The sequence below is a fragment of the Botryobacter ruber genome (assembly GCF_003347595.2).
Classification (GTDB): domain Bacteria; phylum Bacteroidota; class Bacteroidia; order Cytophagales; family Hymenobacteraceae; genus Pontibacter; species Pontibacter ruber_A.
On the sequence record NZ_QCZK02000035.1, the window covers coordinates 204,803 to 228,935 of the forward strand.

The window sequence follows — 24,133 nt, forward strand, 5'->3', positions numbered from 1 at the left end:
TTATGTGAAAGCTTGTGCCACCGGTGCAGCAACAGGCTTATAAGGCAACAGCGTAAGAGAGTAGATACCATGAGAAACAATTTTTTTTTGCTGCTGTTGGGTGTTGCCTGCTTTGCCGGGTGCACCCCACAGGCCGGCAGCCTGAAAGAGCGTCAGGATAAGCGGCCCAACATTGTCATCATCATGGCCGACGACCTGGGGTACTCGGATATTGGCTGTTATGGCGGCGAAGTTAGTACACCAGCGCTGGACGGGCTGGCAGAAAACGGGATGCGGTTTACGTCGTTTTACAACAGCTCCCGTTGCTGCCCTACCCGTGCCTCTCTGCTGACGGGGCTTTACCCGCACCAGGCAGGAGTGGGCGCCATGACGCATGACAAAAATACGCCCGGCTACCGGGGCTACCTGACCGAAAACACAGTTACGATAGCTGAATTACTTAAAAGTGCAGGTTACCATACGGGCATGGTAGGCAAATGGCATATTTCGCAAACCGAGGAGCTGGAGAAAGAAGAGCAGCTGAAGTGGCTGGCACACCAGGTGGACAAGCCGCAGTTCGGGCCCCTGGAGCAGTATCCGACCAGCCGTGGCTTCGACAAATACTATGGCAATATCTGGGGAGTGGTAGACTATTTTGATCCCTTCAGCCTGGTAAACGGTACGGCCCCGGTTAAATCTGTACCCGAAGGCTACTACCACACCACGGCCATCGGCGATTCTGCGGTGGCTTATGTCGAGGATTTTACCAAAGACGACAAGCCTTTCTTCCTGTATGTTGCGCACACGGCGCCGCACTGGCCGCTGCAGGCGCTGCACCAGGATATCATGAAATACGAAGATACTTACAAGCCAGGCTGGGAGGCTATCCGGAAAGCACGTTACGAAAGAATGCTCCGGCTTGGGTTGTTTGATAAAGAAACTGCTGCGCTCTCGCCCTGGATGTTCCCCGAAAAGCAGTGGGAAAGCAATCCGGATAAAGTCTTTGATGCACGCGCCATGGCTGTACACGCCGCTATGATCGACCGCATGGACCAGACCATCGCCAAACTGGTAAAGAAGCTGGAGGAAAAAGGCGAACTGGACAACACCCTTATTTTCTTCCTGTCCGATAACGGTACCAGTTCCGAAAGGCCATCCAAATACGGTCCCGGGTTCGACCGGGCGGGCAGCACCCGCAGGGGAGTACCCGTGGTGTTTCCTGTTGACAAGGAGGCGCTGCCCGGTTCACAGATGGTGCATTCGGGTATTGGCCCTGAGTGGGCAAGCGTAGGCAACACCCCCTTCCGTTATTTTAAAGCCAAAGTATACGAAGGCGGCATGGCTACGCCCTTTATCGTGCACTGGCCGGAGAAAGTAAAAAGCAAAGGTGCCATTTCAAGGCACCCGGCCCACGTAATGGACATCATGGCCACCTGCCTGGATGTGTCCGGAGCGTCTTATCCTGAAACTTATGAAGGCAGGCAGATTACCCCGATGGAAGGAAAAAGTTTTCTGGGCGCCATACTGGGCAAAGAGCAGAAAGGCCACGAGGTGATCTTCTGGGAACACCTGGGCGCCGCCGCTTTACGCCAGGGCAACTGGAAGCTGGTGCGGCTGGGGGCGAAGGCGAACTGGGAGCTGTTTAATATGTTAGAAGACAAAACCGAAGTTAACAACCTGGCCGCGCAATATCCTGACAAGGTAAAGGAAATGGCAGCGCTTTGGGAAAAGATGGCAAAGGAGCAGCATGTGTATCCAAGCCCGGTCTATCAATAAGCGCAGCAGTCGCAAGCTGGGTTCCTGTTTTCGGGCAGCAGAGGCTATGGTGGCAGGTGCAGCAGCGTTTACACAACCTAAAAGTAGTATGGATTGATGAACAACATGAAAAAACGTTGGAACCCGCTTGGCACTGGCAAGGCAGAAGTAGAAAAGTATAAAGTGTATGGTGTATTTTTATTGATGGCGCTGGCAATTGGGATAACCGCCTGGAGCAATAAGTTATACAGGTCGCAGGCAGTGCAGGCGGCAAAACCCAATATTGTTCTTTTTATCGGCGACGACCTGGGCGTCACCGATACAGGCCCTTATGGTAACAAGGTCGTGAAAACGCCTAACCTGGACCGGTTTGCCAACGAGTCTCTTCTGTTTACGCGAACATTTGCCGGTTCACCCACCTGCGGCCCTTCACGCAGTACCCTGTTTACCGGGCTCATGCCCTTCCGGCACGGCGCCCACGGCAACCACAGTGGCGTAAAGGATGGCACCCGCTCCCTTATCCATTACCTGAAACCGTTGGGCTACCGGGTAGTTATTGCCGGCAAGTATCACATAGGCCCCGAAGAGGTGTTCGACTTTGAGCGTGTTTCCGGCACCAATGTGCCGGAGCCCGGCCACGAGCAGAAGCCCGGCCTTAATTACGACCTGAACATGGCCCCGGTGGATAAGTGGTTAGCCCGCCAGCAGCACGACCAGCCTTTCCTGCTGATTGTGGCCGACCACAGCCCGCATGTGATCTGGCCTGAAACATCAACGTACGCTCCGGCGGAAGTTGATATCCCGGCTATCCACATCGACACCGAAGATACCCGTAAATCGCGGGTCCGTTATTACGAAGACATCACCAAAATGGACGGGAACGTGGGCAAGCTGCTGCACAGCCTGGAGCAGCACGGGCTTTCCGGGAATACCATGGTGGTTTTTACTGCCGACCAGGGACCGCAGTGGCCTTTCGCCAAGTGGAGCCTCTACGACTATGGTATCCGGACTCCTCTGCTCATCCGTTGGCCCGGGCAGGTAAAAGCAGGCACACGCACCAATGCGCTGGTGTCGCAGGCAGACTTGTTGCCCACGTTTGTGGAAATAGCCGGCGGAAAAGCGCCCGGAAACATCGACGGGCAGAGCCTGCTCCCGGTGCTGCAGGGAAAGCAGGACGAACACCGGAAAGTAGTGTTTGCCTCCCACACCGGCGACAGGCATATGAACCGCTCGCCATCGCGCATGTTGCGTACATCCCGTTACAAATACATCCTGAACCTGGCCCCTGAAAATGTGTACCACACGCACATGGATAAAGCCAAAGACCACGACGGCGGCCGCGAGTACTGGGACTCCTGGGTAGAAAAAGCGAAGACCGACAAACAGGCCGCTGCCATTCTGGAGCGCTACCACCACCACCCGGCGGAGGAACTGTACGACCTGGAAGCAGACCCGCACGAAACGCAAAACCTTGCTGCAAACCCGAAATATGCCGGCATGCTGAAAGATTTCCGGAAACAGCTGGCTGACTGGCGGCAGAAGCAGGGCGATGCTGAAACAGGTCCCGAAGAAATACCGGAGGCAAAAGCACCTGTAAAAGGAGCAAAGCCGGTAGCGCCGTATGTTTTCCTGGATTAGGTACCACAAGGGGTGTACAGCTCGTGTTTCATTAATATTGGTTGGGAAAAAATAACCTGTTAAATAACATAGAACCAGATGAATAGAATGTACTTGCAAACGGCAGCAAAGGCAATGCTCGGGCTATTGCTGCTGCTGTGTTCCGGGAAGCTGTATGCGCAGGAGAAGCAAGCCGGTGCCGGAGCAAAAAAGAATCAGCCTAACATTGTGATTATTATGGCCGATGACCTGGCCAGCAATGAGCTCAGCTGCTATGGCGGTAAAAATATCAAAACACCACAGATAGATGCGCTGGCAAAAGAAGGTTTACGGTTTAACAGGATATATGCATCGGAAGCCATGTGTATCCCTATCCGGGCATCGTTGTTTACGGGTTTATACCCGGTAAAACATGGTTCTTTTCAGAACCACAAACAGGTGCATCCTAACCAGAAAAGCATCGGGCATTACCTGGGTGACCTGGGGTACCGCGTGGCTTTAACCGGGAAAGACCATAGCACAAAGCCCCGCAGTGTTTTCCCTTTTGAAATTATAGAAGGGTTTGAACCGAATTGCGTGGCCAGAACGGCTGATTACAACCTGGATCAGCTCAGAAGCTTTGTCAGCAACAGCCGGAAGCCATACTGCCTGTTTGTGATGAGCACCAATCCGCATGCCCCCTGGACCGTAGGCGACCCATCCGAGTTCGATCCGGCTAAACTAACCTTGCCGCCTCACTGGGTAGATACAAAGGAGACAAGGCAGCTGTTTACCAGGTACCTGGCCGAGGTAAGACAGCTCGATAATGAAGTAGGCGATGTCATGAAAATGCTGAAAGAGACCGGGCAGGATAAAAACACCATGGTCATTTTTTTAGGAGAGCAGGGGCCACAGTTCCCCGGAGGCAAATGGAACCTGTGGGACCACGGGGTTAAAAGTGCCATGATTGTGCGCTATCCGGGTAACGTGAAACCGGGTAGCCAGACCGATGCACTGGTGCAATACGAAGACATTGCGCCTACCCTGATCGAGCTGGCCGGGGGAAAAGCCGTTGCCGGCCTGGACGGGACCAGCTTTTTGCCTGTAGTTGCAGGTAAAGCGAAGCAGCACCGGCAATACGCGTACGGGGTGCACAACAACATTCCGGAAGGGCCTGCTTACCCTATCCGCAACATCCGGAACGACAGGTATAAACTAATTTTGAACCTTACCCCTGAAGCAGATTATCGCATCAAGTACATGATGACACCCGGCAGAAATACAGTCCTGTGGGATAGCTGGCAGGCGGAGGCAGAAACATCTGAAAAAGCAAAATTTGTCACCAACCGGCTTGTACACAGGCCCGCCGTCGAGTTTTACGATACACAGCAAGACCCCTGGGAACTGAACAACCTGGCCAATGATCCTGCTTATGCCGCTACGATAAAAACATTTACCCTGGAGCTTCAGAAATGGATGAAAGAGCAGGGAGACGAAGGCGCCGCCATGGACAGAGTGTACGAAAAACCTCATTAGCAGCAGCGGGTATGGAGGCAGCTGCAGACAACTTTTTTAGGTCATTCAGGCTTTCCTGTGCGTGCTCCGGTAGTTTTTCAGCGTTTCTTTTCTTTCTTTAGCCAAACAAATTTAGATACATTTTTTGAATATGAAATTTTCAGCTTTTAGCTTCACTTACGCACGTAACTATTTTTTCTGCCTGGTGCTTCTTTCCTGTGCCGTTAGCTGCAAACCTGCTGAGGCACAGCAGAAAACTGCAGTTAGCCAGGGAAATGATATTTTGCTGGCCGACCCTACCATGTTCTTCCATAAGGGTACCTATTACCTGTATGGCACCGGGGGCAACACCGGCCAGGGGTTCCTGGTGTATACTTCGAAGGATATGCAAAACTGGGAAGGCCCGGCGGGAAAAAGAGCGGGTTTTGCTTTTAAGAAAGGAGATGGCTTTGGAGATGCCAAGTTCTGGGCGCCGCAGGTATTTCAGTACAACAACAAATTCCACATGGCTTATGTGGCCAACGAAAGTATTGCCATAGCCGAGAGCGACAGCCCGCTTGGCCCTTTTACCCAAAAAGATAAAAAAGCCCTGGCGGCTCCCGTCAGGCAGATAGACCCTTTCCTGTTTGTAGATGACGATGGCAAAAAATACATGTACCATGTGCGGGTGGCCGATGGCGGCAACAGGATGTTTGTAGCCGAAATGACCGACGATCTTTCCGCCATGAAAATGGAAACCCTGAAGGAATGTATCAGGGCCACAGACACCTGGGAGAACACCGAAAATGATGCCTGGTCTGTAACAGAGGGGCCAACCGTACTCAAGCACAAAGGCACCTACTACTTTATCTACAGCGCCAACCATTTTAAGTGGCCAAGTTATGCCGTTGGTTATGCTACCAGCAAAAGCCCGTACGGTCCGTGGAAAAAATACGAGGGCAACCCGATCATCAGCAAAGCCAACATTGGGCAGAATGGAACGGGGCATGGCGATGTGGTTCAGGATAAAAAAGGAAACATGTTTTATGTATTCCACACACACCAGTCTGCCACTGAAGTCGGACCCCGAAAAACAGCTGTGGTAAAACTCAATTTCTCCAAAGACGCCAACGGTGGCCCGGATAAACTGAGCATCGACGAGAACAGTTTTCATTTCCTTAAAAGCTCCGAATCCCATCAGTAATCAGCTGGTTTGGGTTCGGGTTTTCCCCGAAAAGGTCAAATGACCTTTGTTGGAAAGGTATTGCTTTCGTTCCCTTAGCAGAACACTTTTTTTTGTTTACCGCATAGGCTAAACAGCAGCAGTAGGTATGGTGGCTGGTGCAGCAGAATGTTAGTGCGTTCCGTTTTGCATACAGCACCTGTCACCATACCCGCTGCACATTTTCACTTCCTGTCCTGCCGCTTTTGCCGCCCGGTAAAGCAAATGCTTTCTGCTGTACCGGCCACCATACCCGCTTCGGCACTTCTTCCACATTTTCTTTCTCCAGTCGCTACTCCTGCACCCCGTGTGCAGATTGTAATTTTCTGTGCTCCGGGCAAAATTAATAAGGGCACCCCGGCGTGGGTTTCTGCAGAAATCATATGGTGCAGTACCCGGATTATCGCTCCTGATCGGGTTGTGCTACATAGTTGTTACATTCTGCTACAATTTTGCTAATGCAGTTGAGCCCCTGACATTACATTTGTTGTCAGGATCACTTTTATAAAATTATCTCCTTTAGCTCCATTCGTAGTTCAGTTTTTAGTTACTATATGAAAAAGTTATTTGCCATTGTTTTAATGTGTATGTCGGCATTTCAGGTGCTGGCGCAATCGGGTGCTGTAGAGGGGCAGATCGTAAGTAAAATCGACAACAAGCCAATTGAGTTTGCCTCCGTTACGCTTTTAAGTGCTCCAGATAATAATTTTATTTCCGGCGGCCTGACCGATGCCCAGGGACGGTTCCAGCTGAGTAAGATAAAAGAAGGAAATTACCACCTGCAGGTGCAGTTCCTGGGGTTTGAAGTGACCAAGATGGAGAACCTGCGGGTTTCCAGAAACCAGGCCCTCAAGTTAGGTACTATTGCCTTAGCTCCTAACCAGCTGATGCTGCAGGAAGTGCAGGTGGTCGGCGAAAAGGCCGTGGTGCAGCACCAGATAGACAAGCAGGTGTTCCGGGCGGCAGATTTCCAGACTGCTGCCGGCGGCACGGGCGTAGACGTACTCAAGAACATGCCTTCGGTTTCGGTTGATGCCCAGGGCGAGATAAGCATGCGCGGCACCACCGGCTTCACGGTGTTCCTCAATGGCAAACCGGTGCAGTCAGATGCCGCCTCGCTGCTGAGCCAGATTCCGGCCAACGCCATCGAGAATGTAGAAGTAATTACCGCGCCCTCTGCTAAATACGACCCCGACGGGAAAGCCGGTATTATCAACATCACGACCAAACAGGGCGCTACCGACGGCATAACCGTACTGGCCAACGTGCAGGGTGGTTTACCCAGCATCGAAAATTACGACAACGTAGCGCCTGCCCGACGATATGGCGCCGATGCTACCCTCAGCTTCCGGAAAAAGAATTGGGATGTGTCGGTAGGCGGCAGCTATGTGCGCAACGATATTTCCGGCAGGCGGGTAGGCGATGTGAATACCACCATCGGCGAACGCTTCACCTCTTTTCCGTCGGTAGGCGAGCGCAGTTTCGATAAATACAACCACTCGGCCCGTGCCGCTGTCAGTTTCACGCCCAATGCAAACAATACTTTCCAAACCGGCTTTTATTACGGCAACCGTACCGAATACCGCCTGGCCGACATTAACTACACCAACACCACCCGCAACGTTTCTACAGGCGAAGTGATTGGCAGGAGCAACTACTTTAACTCCAACCTGGTAAAAAAACGCGGCGATTTCCTGATTACCAACCTGGATTACACTCACAAATTCCAGAACAGTTCCTCGCTCTCGCTCTCGGCATTAGTAGAACGCGATAAATTGTCCGGGTTTACAAAAAACCTGAACCTGCAGAGCCAGGAAATGATCGATACGCTGCAATACACCGAGAACACCAACGTGCGTCCGCTCAACGGCCTGCGCCTGCGTGCAGACTATGCAATTCCGCTGGGAGCAGGCAAGCTGGAAAGCGGTTACCAGTTCCGGCACCACAACGACGATGGCGAGTTTGTGTACAAGCAAAAAGACAAGGGTTCGCCCGACTTTATCTACTACCCCGAGTTCAGCGGCAATGTAAACCTGACCAACCAGATCCATTCGGCCTACAGCCAGTACTCGGGTAAAACGGAAAAGCTGGAGTATGTAGGCGGACTGCGCTACGAATATGCCGCCCGCAGCTTTATCATCCGCGACAAAGAGCACATCCTGAACCTGAGCAACTTCTTTCCTTCGGCCAGCGTGCTCTATTCCTTCAACGACGATCTGAAAGCCAAAGCAGGCTACAGCCGCCGGGTGCAGCGCAGCTCCAGCTTTGAGCTGAACCCGCTTCCCGAGCGCGAGCACTCCGAAACACTGGAGCAGGGCGATCCGGAACTGCTGCCTGAGTTTGTGAACCTGACGGAACTGGGGCTGGTGAAGAATTTTAACATTGGTTCTGCGTTTGCCACGCTCTACCACCAGGACATCAAGAACGTGATTAACCGTGTAAACAACGTGTATGCCGATACCGTGCTTGGCCGCATTTATACCAACGCCGGCAGGGCTTCCCGCCTTGGCCTGGAAGCAGGTGTGGACATACAGCCTGTAAACTGGTGGAAACTGTACCTGGGCGGTAATGTGTATGACTACAAAATAAAAGGCGCCCTGTTCAACAACACGGTAAAGGTGAACAACTCCAGCCTGGTATACTCGCTCAATGCCAACACCAATTTCAAACTGTCGAATACCCTGAACCTGCAGTGGACCCTCAACTACATCTCGGAGCGAGCCACCGCCCAGGGCGAAGACTCCCGCTTCTACAACCCGAGCCTGGCCCTGCGGAAAACGTTTATGGATGGTATGCTGGCGGCAACGCTCCAGTGGCAGAACATGGATATGGGCCTGCTGAACTCCAATGAGCAGCGCATCACCACCCGCGGCAGAGACTTTTTTACGACCACCAATTACATTTATGAGGTAGATGTGGTTATGGTTAACCTGAGCTTTAACCTCAACAAGCTGGGTAAGAAAGTGAAGTTTACCGAGAGCGAGTTCGGGGAGAAAGAATTTTAAGCTGCGGGCATACCCAGGGCGCACGATAGGTTTACCGCTTCCGGCAAAGCCGGTGCTTTGCCGGGTACTACCCGGGTGGCTTTGTTCTGATGATCGGTTATGCTATAACATAGGCTGTTAATAATTTGATTTTGTTCCTCTGGAAGCCTACCTTAGGCAAGTGATAAGATGCTGTTGAAACCTAAAGCAATATCAAAGTGAACCGGAAGCAGATAGTCCTGTTAATTCTTGCCGTAGTTGTTGGCGTACAAATTGTTTACTTCTGGCTGGAGGGTAAACCTGAGGCTGCAGACGCAGGCAAAAAAGAGCTGCTGACAGCAGACGTAATAGCTGCAAGTTACATCGGCAGTGAGTCTTGCAGGTCATGCCACGAGCAGGAATTCAGCGACTGGAATAAATCGGATCATGACCTGGCCATGCAGGAAGCCACTTCCGAATTTGTGTTGGGCGATTTTGAGGATCAGGTATTTGAAAGCCAGGGTGTAACAAATAAATTTTTCCGGAAAGACGACAAATATTGGGTAAACACAGAAGGCCCCGACGGAAAGTACGCCGATTATGAAATTAAGTACACCTATGGGGTAAAGCCCCTGCAGCAGTACATCGTGGAGTTTCCGGGCGGTAAGCTGCAGTGCCTGCGCACAGCCTGGGACAGTAAAAAAAATAAATGGTTCGACCTGTATCCCGATCTTGAAGTGCACCCGAAGGAGTGGCTGCACTGGACAAAAGGCGGCCTGAACTGGAATACCATGTGCTCCGACTGCCACTCCACCAACGTGCATAAAAACTACATCCCGGAAGCCGATTCGTTTGCTACTTCCTTCTCCATTATCAATGTCAGCTGCGAGTCGTGCCATGGCCCGGGCAAAGCGCACGTCGATTTTATCAAGTCAAACAATATTAAAAAGGGCGACCCCTACCAGGCAGAACAGCACCTGCACCAGACCTCCAACCTGACGTCGGTGGAGCAGGTAGACCAATGCGCCCGCTGCCATGCCCGGCGCGAGCAGATAACGGAAGCTTTTGACCACCAGGGAAGCTTTATGGACCACTATGTTCCGGCCGTTTTACGAGACGACCTGTATCATCCGGATGGGCAGATAAAAGAGGAAGATTACGAATATGCTTCCTTTACACAAAGCAAAATGTACATGAACGGCGTGAAATGCGCCAACTGCCATAACCCGCACAGCCTCGAACTGAAAGCCATCGGCAATGCCTTGTGCGGCCAGTGCCACGACCAGAAAAAATTCGATGTGCCGGCGCATACGTTTCATGCCGTAAACACAGAGGGCGCAAAATGCGTGAACTGCCACATGCCCGGCACCACCTACATGGGCAACGACTTCAGGCGGGACCACAGTTTACGGGTTCCGCGCCCAGACCAGAGCGTGGTGTACGGTACGCCAAATGCCTGTAACAAGTGCCACACCGATCAAACGGCGCAGTGGGCAGCCAATGCCATCGAAAAATGGTTTGGGAAAGAGCGGAAGCCACACTTCTCGGATGCGCTCACCTTTGCCAGCACCCGTAACCCGGCAGCGGCAGCGGGGCTCGTTACGTTGCTGAACGATAAAAAGCAACCGCCCATTGTAAAGGCAACGGCTTTATGGTACCTGGGGCAGCTGAAAAACGATCCGGGCACATTGGCTGTTTTTGTAAATGCATTATCCGATGCTGAACCCATTATCCGGTACACGGCCCTCAAGGAACTGAATGCGTATCCGCTGGAGCAGACGCAGAACCACGTGTTGCCCATGCTCAAAGATCCTGTCCGGTCGGTGCGTATAGCGGCAGCCGATGCGCTGGCTACGTTGCCGGCAAGCAGCGTTCCGGCAAGTTTTGCGGCGCCTTACAAGAAGGCAACCAAAGAGCTCGAGATCAATTTAAAAGAAAGGGCCGATTTCCCGGGCGGCCAGATGGAAGCCGGGCAGTACTACGAAAGAAAAGGTGATGTCCGGAAAGCCGAGGTGGCCTATAAGCGGTCCCTTTCCATCGATTCCTTCTTTAATCCGGCACGCCTGAACCTGGCTTACCTGCAAAACAGGCAGGGAAATACAAAAGAAGCCATTGCCTTGTTTAATGTGGTGCTGCAACAGGAGCCCGGGTATGCAGAAGGCTATTACTCGCTAGGTCTTTTATATGCCGAGACGAATGAAATGGAGCTGGCTATCGAAAACCTGAAAAAGGCTTCGCAACTGGATAAAGCCAATACAAGAGCGCTGTATAACCTGGGGTTGGCCTACCAGCGCGCAAACCAGGCCGAAGCGGCAGAAGCAGTTTACCTGAAAGGGCTTCAGAGATTTCCTGATTCGTATGACTTCGGAAACGCACTGGTCATCCTGTATTTGCAAAACAACAGCTTCGAGAAAGCAGAACAGCACCTGGCACGTTTGTTGGGACACTATCCTAATAACCCACAGCTGCTCCAGATGAAGGAGTATATCCGGACAAACAGGTGATAAACCTGCCGTTGCCTTCGCTGCTCGTTTTGCAACCTTCTTTTTCAGGATAAAACGCCATTCCTCCTGTATGTACTGCCGCTTGCGTGCAGCAGCGGGTGTGGTGGCAGCTGCAGCATACTTTTTTGCAGGATCTGAAAGCCGGCTGTAAAAAGTAGTTTTTTTATGATGCTGCTCCCTGCCTGTTGCCGGAAACGCAATGGTACAGGTGGACAGCTTTTTTTTAACGTGAACTCGGGAATCAAAACAAGGACACACTATTGTTCTAAGATCGAAGCATAAAACCTTTCCAGTTTTCGCAGGAGGAGCCTTCTACATGTTCCGGTGCTGAGCTCTGCTCAGCAGCCCGCAGCGGAGCGAGGGCAGGTTCATGTAGACAGCGACGGAAGCGAAAACGCGGCCGCGCGGCCGAGGAGCGCATAAGTTAGCTATAGAACGATAATTCAGAGGCAATGCATGAGCAGTTACTATAAGTTGTAAAACTTATAATTCCCGAGTTTACGTTTTTTTTAAGCTTTTACTTCCGGACAGACGTTTTTTCTCCTTTATTTTTTTAGCTGCACCTGCCACCACACCCACTGCTGGAGGCTGCAGTGGCGTCGTTATCCTGCCCTCCTGCTACAATTATTCCTGCTCAGGCGCTTTATTTGGGAGCGGCTACATAAATAGCAGCATTGCCTACAATTGTGCTAATCCCTGTCAACCTCTTTTGCTATCATTGTTGCTGTCAGCTGTCGCTTACCGGAGTTGGAAGTGGTGATTAAGCTATCGCAACGGCAGTAGGATAGCTGTATTTTTTTAATTGATTTTTTATGAAGAGGTTAACAATCTTTTTCTTATTACTTCTGCTTGTTGCAGGCAAGGCCAAAGCGCAAGGCTGGAAACCGGTGGGGGATAAGCTAAAAACAAGGTGGGCAAAAGATGTAAGCCCCGCAAATGCCTGGCAGGAGTACCCGAGGCCGCAGCTGGTGCGCGACGACTGGCAGAACCTGAACGGGTTGTGGGAATATGCCATCCGGAAGAAAGGATTGCCACAGCCAGCACAGTTCGACGGTAAAATACTGGTGCCTTATGCGGTAGAGTCCAGTTTGTCGGGGGTGGGCAAACCGCTCCTGCCCGACCAGGAGCTATGGTACAGAACCACGTTTGAAACGCCTGCATCATGGCGTAAGCAAAATGCCATTCTCCACTTCGAAGCCGTAGACTGGCAGGCTACCGTTTATCTGAACAACAAACTGGTGGGCGAACACAAAGGCGGCAGCGATGCCTTCTCTTTTGATGTATCAAAATACCTGAAGCCCGGGGTGCAGGAGCTCGTGGTAAAGGTGTGGGACCCGACCGATTCGGATATACAACCGCGTGGAAAGCAGATCCTTAAACCGCATGGTTTCTGGTACACGGCTGTGTCTGGTATCTGGCAGACGGTATGGCTGGAGCCGGTAAGCCCGTCCGGTATCCGTACGCTGGTGCCGGAGCCGGATATCGACCGGAAGCTGGTAACAATTAAATCGAGCCTGTACAAAAACACCGGTAAAGAGCGGGTGCGCCTGAAAGTAACTTACAAGGACAATGTAATTGCTGAGCAGGAAGTGCCCTACCAGGAAGATCTGGCGGTAGCAGTACCGGAACCGCAGTTATGGACCCCGGAGTACCCCAACCTGTACCAGTTCCAGCTGGAAATTGTGCGGGGTGGAAAAGTGCTGGATAAAGTGGCCTCCTATTTTGCGATGCGCAAGATTGCGCTGGGGCAGGATAACAACGGATACACAAAATTATTCCTGAACAACAAGCCTTACTTTCAGTGGGGCGTGCTGGACCAGGGGTGGTGGCCGGATGGTCTGCTGACGCCTCCTTCCGATGAAGCCATGAAATATGACATGGAGGTGGTGAAGTCGATGGGGTACAACATGATACGGAAGCATATTAAAGTAGAGCCCGCACGCTTTTATTTTCATGCCGATACCATGGGCCTGCTGGTGTGGCAGGACATGCCCTCGGGCTTTCTGAAACTGGGCCACCCGGAGCAGCACGTAAACCACGACGCGCCGAAAGACTGGGAGCGGCCGAAAGCATCGGCGCAGCAGTTTGAGCATGAGTGGAAGTCCATTATCGATCATCTGCGCTTTTTTCCTTCCATTGTCGTGTGGGTGCCTTTTAACGAAGGCTGGGGCCAGTACGACACGGAGCGGGTGGTGGAGTGGACGCGGCAGTACGACCCTACCCGCCTGGTAGACGGCACCAGCGGCTGGACAGACCGTAACGTTGGGCATATGTACGATGCCCATCAGTACCCGGGGCCCTCCATCGAGCCAAGTGCCCAAAATCCGGGCCGGGCGCTGGTGTTAGGGGAATTCGGGGGGCTGGGGTTTCCGGTAAAAGACCACCTGTGGAACGCCGAAAAGCGCAACTGGGGCTACCGCACCTATCTTACAGCGCAGCAACTGATAGACGAATACGTCAAACTCGTTCATAATGTGTACCCGCTTACGGCAAGAGGCCTTGCTGCAGCCATTTACACCCAGACAACCGATGTGGAAGGGGAGGTAAACGGCCTGATGACCTACGACCGTGAAATAATAAAAGTACCTGTTGCCACTGCGCGTATCCTGCACGAACCGCTGTATTATCAGCACATCAACAAGCAGGAAATCATCCTGAAAGATTCTGAGGAAGAGGCCTCCCCGCTGATGACCTCCTTTACCTATCCGGGCCGGGAATGGAACAACCACAACCCTTTTAGCCCGGCATTTAAAAAAACGACCGGTCCCGTGAAAGTAAGCAAAGGCCAGACACTCTGGGCCGTGAACAGCTTTGTAAAAAACGACCTGCCCGATAGAATGGCCCTGAAAGTATTTGCCCGCGGCGACCTGAAAATCTACCTGAACGGCCATCTGATACACGACAGGTATACGCTGACGAAACGCCATTACGATGAAATAAACATCAGTGAGTTTGCCCGGTACCTGAAGGAGGGCAAGAATGTAATTGGCCTGGAGCTGCAGAATGCAGCAGAAGATTCTGAATTCGATTTCGGGCTTTACCACTACTGATTAATCTGAGCACAATTGTATGACGACATATTTATTTAAATACACTTCCTTTCTGCTGTTGCTCACAACGCTTTTAGCCTGGCAGGAACCCCTGCCGGAAAAGCAGGCAAGCACGAAAAGCAAAAGGCCCAACATCCTGTTTTGTGTTGCAGATGATGCCTCTCTGGCGCACATGAGTGCTTATGGCAATACCTGGGTGAAAACCCCTGCCTTCGACCGGGTGGCGAAAGAGGGCCTGCTGTTTACCAACGCTTATACACCCAATGCCAAATGCTCTCCTTCCAGGGCCTGTATTTTAACGGGCCGTAACCCCTGGCAACTGGAGGAAGCCGCCAACCACTGGTCTTTTTTTCCTGCAAAATTCATCACCTTTATGGAAGAGCTGGACAAGAACGGGTACCAGGTTGGTTTTACCGGAAAAGGCTGGGGACCCGGTAACCCGGGGGAGGTAAACGGCAAACGGCGCGAAGTAACAGGACCTGCTTTTAATGCTGCCAGAACCAAGCCACCTACCGGCGGTATCTCCAACATAGACTATGCTGCCAATTTTGAAAAGTTCCTGGACGGGAAAGCCAAAGAAGAGCCTTTCTGTTTCTGGTATGGTTCGCACGAGCCGCACCGGGGCTACAAATATGGCTCGGGTGTGGAACAGGGGAAAAAGAAGTTATCCGACATCGACAAGGTGCCCGATTACTGGCCCGACACCAAAGAGGTACGAAACGATATGCTCGACTATGGCTACGAAGTGGAATACTTTGATGCGCAGCTGGGTAAAATGCTGGCGATACTCGAAAAGCGGGGCGAGCTGGAAAACACCATCATTGTAGTAACTTCCGATAACGGCATGCCTTTCCCGCGGGTGAAGGGGCACGTGTACGAAGCAGCCAACCACCTGCCGCTGGCTGTTATGTGGAAGAATGGCATAAAAAGCACCGGCAGAAAAATAGAAGATTACGTGAGCTTCATCGATTTTGCGCCTACCTTTCTGGAAGCTGCAGGCGTAAGTCCGGAGCAGGGGGGCATGCAGCCCGTGCAGGGAAAATCGCTGCTTCCCATTTTTACCTCCGCTAAGGAAGGGCAGGTAGATAAGAGCAGGAACTATGTGTTGCTGGGCCGGGAACGAACGGATATCGGGCGTCCGCACGACTGGGGCTACCCGGTACGGGCCATTGTGAAAGACAACTACATTTACTCCATCAACTACGAACCCGACCGCTGGCCCAGCGGCAACCCCGAAACCGGCTACCTCGACACCGACAGCAGCCCCACCAAAACAGCGGTGTTAGCTACCCGGGATTCTCCGGCACAACAGTATTTATGGGCTGCTTCCTTCGGTAAAAGAGGAGCGGAAGAGCTCTATCAACTGGAGAAAGACCCTTTTTCGATGAAGAATGTGGCAGGAGAGCTGGCGCATGCAAAAACGAAAGCAGCCTTAAAAGCAATCCTGGAGCAGGAACTGAAAGCGCAGCAGGACCCCCGCATGTTTGGGCAGGGTGCTGTTTTTGATGCATACAAAAATATGAACCCGAAAGTCCGCAACTTTTACGAGCGGTATATGAAAGGCGAGATTCCTGCAAGGGACGGGCATTGACTTCTGACCGGAAATATCAGTTTAAAAACCAAGTTACTGTAACATGAGATACATTTTGCATAACCAGCTAAAGAAACTTTGCGCAGCCCTTGTTATGGCGGCTGTGGCTACGTCCTGTTCTTCATCTACCACGTCGCAGCAGGAGCAGCAGGCGGTGGAGGCCCGTAAGCCCAACATCATCTTTATCCTGGCCGACGACCTGGGCTACTCGGAACTGGGCGCTTATGGCAACACCTTTAACGAAACGCCGAACCTCGACAAGCTTGCTTCAGAAGGAGTGCGTTTCACCAATGCGTATGCTGCCGCACCGGTATGTTCTCCGTTCAGAGCCGCCCTGATGACCGGCCAGTACCCCGCCCGCATTGGCATCACCGATTACCTGCGCCCGGATGCGGCCGGTCACCTGGATACCGCTTATGTTACCATGGCCGAAATGCTGCAGCAGCATGGCTACAGGACCGGGATTGTAGGCAAATGGCACCTCTCCGGTTACCTCAACCACAATGCTCCCGAAGAAACCCTGCCCGATAAGCATGGCTTTGATGAAGTAATCGTAAGCGAGAACCGGGGTATTGCCAACGGCACTTATTTCCACCCGTACCACTTCAACCGCGAAATAGAAAAGAAGCTACCCGACGAGAAGGAATACCTGACCGACCGGCAGAATGTGGAGGCCGTGGAGTTTATCGAGCGGAACAAGGACAAGCCTTTCTTCCTGTACCTGAGCCATTACGGGGTGCATACGCAGCTGCACGGCAAGCCGGAGCTGGTGGATCGCTTCCGGAATAAGGCCGGAGCCGGTACCAGCGAACCATCCAGGGAAAATGCTCAGAATGACCCTTACAAAAAGTTTCCGGCCGATTACCGCGCACCCAAGAACAACCCGCACCTGGCCGCCCAGCTCTACTCCATCGACGAAGGGGTGGGCATGATCATGGAGAAGCTCAAAAGCCTGGGGCTGGACGAAAATACCATCATCGTATTTACCAGCGACAACGGCGGCGAAACCAATGTTACCACCAACGCACCACTGCGAGCCGGTAAAAGCACCCTTTACGAAGGCGGTGTGCGGGAGCCGCTCCTTGTCTGGTATCCTTCCCGTTTTGCCAAAGGAGCCGTGGTGAACGAGCCCGTAGTCAATTTCGATTTTTACCCGACATTCGAAGAAACCATAGGAGCAGAACACAAGGGGCAGCAGCTCGATGGCATATCCTTTGCCCGCGTGCTGACGGAACCTTCGGCTACTTTACCAAAACGCAGTTTCTACTGGCACTACCCGCTCGACGAGCCCCACTTCCTGGGGGGCAGGTCCGGCGGCAGCATCCGCAACGGCGACTGGAAACTGATCGAGTTTTTCGATAAAAACGAAGTGCAGCTGTATAACCTGAAGGAGGATATCGGCGAAGAAAACGATCTTGCAAAGCAGTACCCGGAGAAGGTGAAAGAACTACAGGCAGAACTGTCCGGCTGGCGCACCTCTGTTGGAGCAACAGGATATACCCTGAAAAACTAACTGCACCTGCCACCACAGCCTCTGCTGCAAGCCTGTAGCGCTTCAGGAATCAGTTGCTCCCAGTTGCTCCAGTTGCCCAATTGCTCTTCCGGACGTCCTCGTCCGGAAGCTTTCTGCCGGGGGACATCCGTGTCCCCGTTGCACATACGTTGACAAGGCTCCAAGGCTCTTTCGGATGTTTTCATCCGAAAGTCAACTGTTGGGGATCTCCAGATCCCCGTGAACCAGCAGAAATCTCTATCCATGTCCTCTTCCTGCTCCTATTGGTCTACGGGGATCTGGAGATCCCCAACAGTTATTTTCCGGATGAAAACATCCGGAAAAGCAATAGTAGACTACTAAATATCTCATGAATAATTAACTGCAGCTGTTACCACAGTCTCTGCTGCATGCCTGGAGCGCTTCAGGTAGTATTAACCATTTCAACCATGATAAATCAAAAGAAAATTACGTTACTGGCTGGCAGCCTGCTGCTGGCACTGTCGGTGCAGGCGCAGTCGAAGGTACAGGGCTATGTGTTTGAAGACGCCAACCGGAACGGTAAAATGGATGGCCGCGAAAAAGGAATAGCCCAGGTAGCCGTAACCAACGGGCTGGAGGTGGTGCTGACCGATAAAAAGGGAAAGTACACGTTGCCAATCGGTAAAGACAATATTATTGCTGTTATCAAACCGTCGGGCTACAAAACCCCGACAGATGCCAATAACCTGCCCCGGTTTTACTACATTTATAAACCGGGTGGTTCACCTGCTGGTCTTGAGTATAAAGGTGTAGCGCCTACCGGTCCGCTTCCCAAATCGGTAAACTTTGCCTTATCGCCTTCCCCTGAGACCGATGCCTTTACAACACTTGTTTTCGGCGATCCACAGCCCTATAGCAAAGAGGAAGTAGATTTCTTTGCCCGGGGTGTGGTGTCGGAAGTAGAAGGAGTAAAGAATGTGGTTTTCGGGCTGAGCCTGGGCGACCTGGTGGGCAACGACCTGGCCCTGTTTAACCCCTACATCGAGGCGGTGAAGAAAGTGGGCATTCCGTGGTACAACCTGATGGGCAACCACGACATGAACTTCGATGTAAAAGCCGACTCGCTTTCCGACGAAACCTACGAAGCCCATTTCGGCCCTGCCAACTATGCCTTTAACTATGGCAAAGCCCACTTTATCGTGCTGGACGATATCCTGTACCCCGACCCGCGTGGCAAGAGCAAGTACTGGGCCGGCTTCCGGAAAGACCAGCTGGACTTTATCGAAAACGACCTGAAGCATGTGCCCAAAGACCGGTTGGTGGTGCTGGCGTTCCATATTCCGCTCAAGCCCGGTTTCCGGCAGAAGGACCTGAATCGGCTGTTCGAACTACTGAAAGATTACCCGCACACGCTGTCGCTTTCGGCACACACCCATATTCAGAAACAGGACTTCTTTACAAAAGAAGACGGCTGGCTGCAGGACAGGCCGCACCACGAGTACAATGCCGGCACCACCTCCGGTAACTGGTACTCGGGCAAACTGGATGCAAATGGCACACCGGAAGCTACCATGCCCGACGGCACACCCAAAGGCTACGCCTTCCTCACCATCACCGGCAATCAGTACGTGATAGACTACAAAGTAACCACCAAGCCGCGTGACTACCGCATGGCCCTCTATGCGCCTAAAGTGGTTCCCCAACTGAAGAGCACCACTGCCAGTCTGTATGCCAACTTCTTTATGGGCAGCGAAAAAGATATCCTGGAGTACCGCGTAGACGATGGTCCCTGGAAGCGAATGGCTTTTTACCCGGATTTTGACCCGATGTTTTTAAACAAACTAAATGAGTGGGATACCACCGAAGAGCTGTTCCCGGGACCGGTACGCCGGCCCAGCAATGCCCGCAACAGCACCCACCTCTGGCGCGCCTCTATCCCGTCTAACCTGGAGCCCGGCGTGCATGTGATTGAAGTAAAGGTAAAAGACATGTTCGGCAGAACCTTTACCGACAAAATCAGCTACCGGATAGAGAAGTCGAAGCCGCTCCCGGAGCAGGCTCTCAAGACAGATTGATACCAAATAGTAAAAAGGACCTTCCATTACATGACCACCAGTAGCTAGCTTGACTGCAGTTTGGGGTAGGGGCCCTATTGATCCCCTACCGGGATGACAAAGGAGGAATAGTTTTGTGGAACTGAGTAAATACTTTCTGGTATGATTTGCATAGCAGGAGAGGCAGTGGTGGCAGGTGCAGAACAAAAAAGGCAGCGTTTCATAGCGCTGCCTTTGCTGTTTGTATAACTCCCGCTATCCCTGTGTCGACTCCAGTTCCTGCAGGTGCTTTTCGGTGAATTCGCTTGGTGTAATTTTGAACTGTTGCACAAAGCACTTGGAGAAGTAGGAGTGGGAGTTGAAGCCCACCATGTAGCCTACTTCCGAAATGTTGTACTCGTTCTGTAACAGCAGCTTGGCTGCGTGCTTGAGCCTTACCAGGCGGATAAATTCGTTTGGCACCTGGCCCGTGAGCGACTTCAGCTTCTTGTGCAGCGACGAACGGCTCATGGCCATTTCGCGGCTCAGCTCCTCTACCGACAGCTTCGGATCGGTGATGCGTTCTTCTATCGTTTCCACGATCTTTTTCAGGAAGGCATTGTCGCGGGTGTTGGTGGTGAGGGTGGTGGTGTCGGCAAACGGCTGCTGCGAGAACTTTAGCTTCAGGGTTGCCCTTGCCTCCAGCTGATTTTTGATTACCACCTTCAGGTGGCGCCATTTAAACGGTTTGGTAATGTAAAAGTCTGCACCACTTTCTATCCCCTCTATCTCTGCATCGGAATTAGATTGTGCCGTTAGCAACACAAACGGAAGATGGCTGAACGCAATGTTGCTCTTCACCTGCTGGCACAATGTAATGCCGTCCATCTCAGGCATCATTAAATCAGAGATAATCAGGTCAACCTCGTCCTTATCCAGGCACTCCAGGGCTTCCAACCCGTTTTGGGCAGTAACGCAACGGTAGTTTTCGCCTTCGAGGCCTTTAGAGATATAATCGCGCAACGACTCGTCATCCTCCACCAGCAGGATGGTAGTTTTTCCGCTGTTTTCCGCTGCAGCATCTGGTTCAGGGGTATTGTCTTCATCTGCAGCTAAAGCCACCGGCTCGGGCATTGCTGCCGGTTGGTCGCACTCCTTAAACGGAAGCAGCACCGTGAAAGTAGTTTTTACTCCTTCTTCGCTTTCCACCAACAGGTCGCCGCCATGCTTTATGGATAAAGACTTTGCCAGTGCAAGCCCGATACCGGTACCGCCCAGGTTGCTGTAGTGGTGCTTGCCGGAGGTAATTTTAAAGAACTTTTTGAAAATGCTGTCGAGCTGCTCTTTCGGAATGCCGATGCCGTCGTCTTCGATGCTGATAGAGAAGAACTGCCGGCCATTTTCGTTGTTAACAGGTGCATTAATGCTTAGTTTAACGCTGGTGCGGGTAAACTTAAAGGCATTGCTCAGCAGGTTGCTCAGTATTTTGGTAAGCGCCTCCGGGTCTGTTTCTACAATGAACCGGTTTATGTGCGTGTTCATCGAGAACCGGATGTCCTGCTTCTGGGCGATAGGCGAGAACCTGGAATACAAGGCCTGTACCATCGACACGAGCTCCATTTGCTCCAGGTTAATGGTATAAATTTTACTTTCGATTCTCCTGAAATCGAGCAGTTGGTTTACAAGCGTGAGCAAACGGTTGGAGTTATCGTCCATTACCCGGAGCTGCTCCTGCACCTCGGGGCCACCTTTGCCCGAGGCGATAAGGTCTTCCAGCGGTGCTGTAATCAGGGTCAAAGGCGTCCGGACTTCGTGGGCCATGGTGATGAAGAAGTCCATCTTCTGCTTGTAGAACTCTTTTTCTTCTTTGTTTTTCAGCCTTTCCAGGCGGATCTTATTTTTCCGCTTCACATTGCGTATGGCAGCTCTTCTGGCCAGAACAAAAACAAAGACAGCAAGTGCCAGGTAGAAAAGATAGGCAACGGTGGTTTTATAAAATGGCGGGAGAATCGTTATTTTCATGGAGGCAGCCTGCTTGTTCCAGGTGCCGTCGTTGTTGGTGGCTTTTACCCGGAAAGTGTATTCGCCTGCGGGTAAGTTTGTGTAGGTTGCTTTGCGCTGGTCCTCTACATAGTTCCAGTCTTTGTCAAAGCCTTCCATCTTAAAAGCATAGCTTGTTTTTTGAGGCGATATAAAGCTAAGCGCGGCATATTCGAAACTGACAACCGACTGGTCGTGCGAAAGGGTGAGGTGCCTGGAATAATGGAGAAGCTTATTTAAAGGGCTTTTCTCGCTGCTGATGGTAACATCTTTGTTAAAGAGCTGCAGGTTGGTAAGAGCGATTGCGTTTTTGGAGTTAATGCTTTTTAAGCTGTCCGGTTTAAACACGTTAAAGCCATTGATGCCGCCAAAATAAAAGTTTCCGTCCGATGCCTTCAGGTAAGCTTTAAAGTTAAACTGGCGGCTCTGGAGCTTGTCAAATTTTCCGTACCGTTTGCTCTGGTAGGTTTTAGGATCAAACTTATAGATCCCATTATTGGTCGACAGCCAGAGCTGTCCTTTAGGGTCTTCCAGCACTCCATATACAATAGAACTGGAGATGCCGTATTGTTCATCAATTACCTTGAAGGTGTTTTTGCTGCGATCGAAAAAGTTTAAACCGCCGCCTTCTGTTCCCAGCCACAAGTTCCCGGATTTATCGCAGAAAATGGAAATAACCTTGTTTGTACTGATCGAATTCGGGTCGGCAGATTTGGAGTACTGCCGCCATTTGTTTGTTTTTTGGTCATGGGCAATCAGCCCGAAGTTGTAGGTGGCAAACCAGATCACGCCACGGTCATCTTCGTAAATATCGTAAATACAGGCCCTTGTCAGGTTATGATCGTTGATACGGGTAAAGTTGTCTTTCTCCGGGTTGTAGATCGAAACACCGGCAACCGTTCCGACCCAGATTCTACCTTTCCGGTCTTCGTTAATTGTATAAACGGTGTTGTTGCTGATCGTCGTAGGATCGTCCTGGTTAGAGAGGTACCGTTTTATTTTTCCTGTTTTGGGGTTGTAAATATTTAAACCGCCCGAAAAAGTGCCGATCCAGATGTTGCCGCTTTTGTCTTTGTAAAGCGTATGGATGTTGTGGTAAGACAGGTTCTCCTGCCAGGGCTCAAAAGGATACTGCTTAAATGTTTTGGAGTGTACATCAAATAAGTTGAGCCCGCCGTCTTCGGTTCCTACCCAAACTTTGCCGGCATCATCCTCTAAAAAAGTACTTACGGCATTGCCTGATAAAGCCCGTTGTTCGCCGGTAGGGTAGTATAACTCGATGTTGGTGTCTTTTCCGTGAAAATAATTTACACCTCCAAAATAGGTACCGAGCCAGATACCGCCTTCTTTGTCTTCAAAAATAGTGTAAATGGCATCGTCGCTGATACTGAAGGGATCGTTATTCTTGTTTGTGTGATGCGTAAAAGTTTGTGTAGGAATATCCAGGATATTTAAGCCTTTCTCTGTTCCAATGTATAACTTGTTTGGGTTGGGTTGGTAAATAGACCGGACAATGTTATCGTTAATAGAATTGTTGTCAGACTTCAGGTATTGTTTAAATGTGTCTGTGCTTTTATTGTACAAATTTAACCCCCCGGTAAGGGTGCCCACCCAGATATTGCCGCTTAGGTCTTTGTACAACTCAATAATGTTGCTGTGCGAAATACTGCCAGGCTCCTGCGAAGCATAATAATGTCTGAAAGTCATTTTAACGGGGTCCAGCACATCGAGGCCGCGCACGGTTGCAATCCAGATATTCCCGTCGTTGTCCTCTGTCAGGTTGCGGACGAGGTTCATGGAGATGGATTGGGGGTTATTGGGGCGGTGAACAAAATTCCGGAGCGCTTCTGTCTTCGGATTATACTGGAACAAGCCTTTGCTGCCGGTAGCAATCCATAAATTCCCGCGCTTATCCCGGATAATGTCAAACACCAACTGAGGCCCCAGTTTTTCAAAATACCGGAAAGATTCTTTTTCAAGATCCAGCAGGTAAATACCCTCTTCGGTACCTACCCAATACGTTTTGTCATCGTACTTAAAGATCTTCCTGATAAAGTTGTTGCCAATGGAAACCGGGTTTTTCTTGTCGAATTTAAAAGACTTGAACTGGTAGCCGTCGAACCGGCTCAACCCGTCTTTTGTGCCAAACCACATATATCCCTGCTCGTCCTGCGAAATAGCCCATACGGTATTGGAGCTTAACCCGTCGGTAACGGTGTAATTCCGGAAATGGATCCTGTCTTTGGCGACTGCTTCTGAAAAAAAGGCAGCCAGAAACAGCATAAGCGTAAACGCAAACAGTTTTTTAGTTGGTAACATAGGCGGAAAATTTATTCTACTGTCTGGCAATAGCAGTTAGGGCTGATTACGGCTAATTTGCAAGCAGAAGTAAAGGTAAGATGTTTTTTAAAAATTGTTGAAAAAAATGCTTA

The 24,133-nt window shown here is 51.3% G+C and carries 11 protein-coding genes; 10 read left to right on the forward strand and 1 reads right to left on the reverse strand.

The window, feature by feature from the left end; genetic code table 11:
* The first annotated feature begins 69 nt into the window (after window positions 1-69).
* From DCW36_RS10445 to DCW36_RS10490, 10 genes are all read left to right on the forward strand, one after another.
* A complete protein-coding gene (locus DCW36_RS10445; RefSeq protein WP_114778576.1) occupies window positions 70-1,755 on the forward strand; it encodes an arylsulfatase in 1,686 nt (561 codons plus the stop codon).
* Window positions 1,756-1,860: 105 nt separating this feature from the next.
* Entirely contained in the window at window positions 1,861-3,372 is a 1,512-nt protein-coding gene (locus tag DCW36_RS10450; RefSeq protein ID WP_164891099.1) for a sulfatase family protein, read from the forward strand.
* 78 nt (window positions 3,373-3,450) lie between these two features.
* Window positions 3,451-4,866: a sulfatase family protein gene (locus tag DCW36_RS10455; RefSeq protein ID WP_240676123.1), complete on the forward strand. Its 1,416-nt coding sequence runs from the start codon at window positions 3,451-3,453 to the stop codon at window positions 4,864-4,866.
* Between the two features lie 130 nt (window positions 4,867-4,996).
* Window positions 4,997-6,028 (forward strand): glycoside hydrolase family 43 protein, encoded by a 1,032-nt coding sequence (locus tag DCW36_RS10460; RefSeq protein ID WP_114778579.1) that lies wholly within the window; start codon window positions 4,997-4,999, stop codon window positions 6,026-6,028.
* 572 nt (window positions 6,029-6,600) lie between these two features.
* Entirely contained in the window at window positions 6,601-9,051 is a 2,451-nt protein-coding gene (locus DCW36_RS10465) for a TonB-dependent receptor domain-containing protein (protein ID WP_114778580.1), read from the forward strand.
* A gap of 197 nt (window positions 9,052-9,248) precedes the next feature.
* Window positions 9,249-11,513 (forward strand): tetratricopeptide repeat protein, encoded by a 2,265-nt coding sequence (locus tag DCW36_RS10470; RefSeq protein ID WP_114778581.1) that lies wholly within the window; start codon window positions 9,249-9,251, stop codon window positions 11,511-11,513.
* A gap of 812 nt (window positions 11,514-12,325) precedes the next feature.
* The gene (locus DCW36_RS10475; RefSeq protein WP_114778582.1) at window positions 12,326-14,563 is read left to right on the forward strand and encodes a glycoside hydrolase family 2 protein; all 2,238 of its coding nucleotides are present in this window, start codon (window positions 12,326-12,328) and stop codon (window positions 14,561-14,563) included.
* A 19-nt stretch (window positions 14,564-14,582) separates the two neighbouring features.
* A complete protein-coding gene (locus DCW36_RS10480; protein WP_114778583.1) occupies window positions 14,583-16,154 on the forward strand; it encodes a sulfatase family protein in 1,572 nt (523 codons plus the stop codon).
* A 43-nt stretch (window positions 16,155-16,197) separates the two neighbouring features.
* Window positions 16,198-17,667, forward strand: coding sequence for a sulfatase (locus DCW36_RS10485; protein ID WP_205702916.1), 1,470 nt, complete (start codon window positions 16,198-16,200; stop codon window positions 17,665-17,667).
* Between the two features lie 428 nt (window positions 17,668-18,095).
* Window positions 18,096-19,703, forward strand: coding sequence for a calcineurin-like phosphoesterase C-terminal domain-containing protein (locus DCW36_RS10490; RefSeq protein WP_114778585.1), 1,608 nt, complete (start codon window positions 18,096-18,098; stop codon window positions 19,701-19,703).
* Window positions 19,704-19,937: 234 nt separating this feature from the next.
* On the opposite strand, the gene DCW36_RS10495 is transcribed toward DCW36_RS10490, so the two are convergent.
* Window positions 19,938-24,020, reverse strand: coding sequence for a hybrid sensor histidine kinase/response regulator transcription factor (locus tag DCW36_RS10495; RefSeq protein ID WP_114778586.1), 4,083 nt, complete (start codon window positions 24,018-24,020; stop codon window positions 19,938-19,940).
* Between the last annotated feature and the right edge of the window lie 113 nt (window positions 24,021-24,133).

What these genes read in the sequence shown, in the direction of transcription:
- DCW36_RS10485 (WP_205702916.1), top strand. Translation starts at nt 16,198, where the DNA reads ATGAGATACATTTTGCATAACCAGCTAAAGAAACTTTGCGCAGCCCTT.
- DCW36_RS10460 (WP_114778579.1), top strand. Translation starts at nt 4,997, where the DNA reads ATGAAATTTTCAGCTTTTAGCTTCACTTACGCACGTAACTATTTTTTC.
- DCW36_RS10465 (WP_114778580.1), top strand. Translation starts at nt 6,601, where the DNA reads ATGAAAAAGTTATTTGCCATTGTTTTAATGTGTATGTCGGCATTTCAG.
- DCW36_RS10495 (WP_114778586.1), bottom strand. Translation starts at nt 24,020, where the DNA reads ATGTTACCAACTAAAAAACTGTTTGCGTTTACGCTTATGCTGTTTCTG.
- DCW36_RS10475 (WP_114778582.1), top strand. Translation starts at nt 12,326, where the DNA reads ATGAAGAGGTTAACAATCTTTTTCTTATTACTTCTGCTTGTTGCAGGC.
- DCW36_RS10450 (WP_164891099.1), top strand. Translation starts at nt 1,861, where the DNA reads ATGAAAAAACGTTGGAACCCGCTTGGCACTGGCAAGGCAGAAGTAGAA.
- DCW36_RS10455 (WP_240676123.1), top strand. Translation starts at nt 3,451, where the DNA reads ATGAATAGAATGTACTTGCAAACGGCAGCAAAGGCAATGCTCGGGCTA.
- DCW36_RS10490 (WP_114778585.1), top strand. Translation starts at nt 18,096, where the DNA reads ATGATAAATCAAAAGAAAATTACGTTACTGGCTGGCAGCCTGCTGCTG.
- DCW36_RS10445 (WP_114778576.1), top strand. Translation starts at nt 70, where the DNA reads ATGAGAAACAATTTTTTTTTGCTGCTGTTGGGTGTTGCCTGCTTTGCC.
- DCW36_RS10480 (WP_114778583.1), top strand. Translation starts at nt 14,583, where the DNA reads ATGACGACATATTTATTTAAATACACTTCCTTTCTGCTGTTGCTCACA.